The sequence below is a fragment of the Kineococcus vitellinus genome (assembly GCF_009906315.1).
Classification (GTDB): domain Bacteria; phylum Actinomycetota; class Actinomycetes; order Actinomycetales; family Kineococcaceae; genus Kineococcus; species Kineococcus vitellinus.
Window position 1 is genome coordinate 1 of the sequence record NZ_JAAALL010000520.1, and the last position, 1,594, is coordinate 1,594.

At 76.7% G+C, this 1,594-nt stretch carries 2 protein-coding genes; both read right to left on the reverse strand.

Going from position 1 to position 1,594, the window contains the following annotated elements; all coding sequences use genetic code 11:
- Positions 1-923 (reverse strand): ATP-binding cassette domain-containing protein (locus GTQ99_RS23040; RefSeq protein ID WP_166617989.1); only part of this gene is annotated, 923 nt, incomplete at its 3' end.
- 124 nt (positions 924-1,047) lie between these two features.
- A partial coding sequence (locus tag GTQ99_RS23045; protein ID WP_240897996.1) for an MmyB family transcriptional regulator occupies positions 1,048-1,594 on the reverse strand: 547 nt, incomplete at its 5' end.

The window sequence follows — 1,594 nt, forward strand, 5'->3', positions numbered from 1 at the left end:
GGCTGGTCCTCGGGGACGTCCTGGCGGGCCAGCTCCAGGAAGGCCGTCTCCAGCGAGGCGGGAGTGGCCTTCAGCTCCGCCAGCGGCAGGTCGCGGGCCTGCGCCCAGGTGAGCACCCGGGACAGGCTGCGCTGCAGGTGGTCCGTGCGGACGACGACGTGCCGGCCGACGGCACTGACGGTGTCGCCCGGCGCCAGCTCGGCCAGGTCGGGACGGCCCGCGGCGGCGTTCCAGCGGATCTCCGAGCGGTGCGGCGCGACCACCTGCTGGAGCGTGCCCGCGGCGACGACGCGGCCGCGGTGCATGATCGACAGCCGGTCGGACAGCTCCTCCGCCTCCTCCAGGTGGTGGGTCGTCAGCAGCACCGCGGTGCCGGCGGCGACGAGCTCGCGCACGAGCGTCCAGACCCCGCGCCGGCTCTCGGCATCCAGCCCCGTCGTGGGCTCGTCGAGGACGAGCAGCTCGGGGCGGCCCAGCAGCGCGACGGCGAGGTCGAGGCGGCGCCGCTCCCCGCCGGACAGCCCCTTCACGGGGGCGGGCAGCTTGTGCTGCAGCCCGACGGCCTCGACGACCTCCGCCGCCGGCCGGCGCCGGCTCAGGGTGCCCGACCACATCTGCAGCGTCTCGGCGACGGTGAGGTCGCCGGGCAGCCCGCCGGACTGCAGGACGACCCCGGTGCGGGCGCGCACGTGGCGGCGCCCGCGGACCGGGTCGTGGCCGAGCACGCGCACGGTGCCGGCGGTGGGCCGGGCGAGGCCGGTGACGACGTCGACGGTGGACGTCTTGCCGGCGCCGTTGGTGCCGAGCAGGCCGACGACCTCGCCGCGGCCGACGGTGAAGCTGATGCCGCGGACCGCGCGGGTCCCTCCGGCGTAGGTGCGTTCGAGGTCCTCGACCTCGACGGCGTGCTCGACGGTGCTCACGGGCCGGCCTCCTCGGTGCTGGGTCCCTGCTGACGGTTCCCAGCCTCCCGGCGGTCCGGGCGCGCGACCCGTGCCGCGCCTCACGACTTCCGCGGCACCCCGCACGGTCCGGGCATGACGGACGTCACGGGTGGCCCCCCGCCGCCTCGCGCAGCAGCTGCGCCCACCGCCGGGGCGTGCTGCCGTCGGCGACGGGCGTGTAGAGCACGACGTGCAGGTCCACGTGGTCGGCGGGCGTCAGCTGGTGGTGCTCCAGCAGCAGGTCGCCGGTCAGCGGGTGGTTGAACAGCCGCTCGCGCGAGCTGAAGCCCTGCACGTCGTGGTCGCTCCAGCCGGCGGCGAAGGCGGGGCTGGCGCCCTGCAGCCGCCGCACGAGCGCGGCGACGGACGGGTCGCCCAGCCGGGGGCCCACCTCGGCGCGGAACTCCGCCAGGAAGCGCCGGCTGTCGGACTCCCAGTGCGGCAGGAGGCGGCGCACGTACGGGTCGGTGAACACCAGCCACAGCAGGTTGCGGTCCTCCGGCGCCACGGTGGCGATGCCCGGGTAGAGCACCGCGTAGGCGGGGTTCCAGCCCACGATCTGCCAGTCGGCGGCGATGGCGAAGCCCGGCAGGCCGACCTGGGCGTCGAGCAGGCGCTGGGCGTGCCCGGGGGCGGTGCGGGCGGCGAGC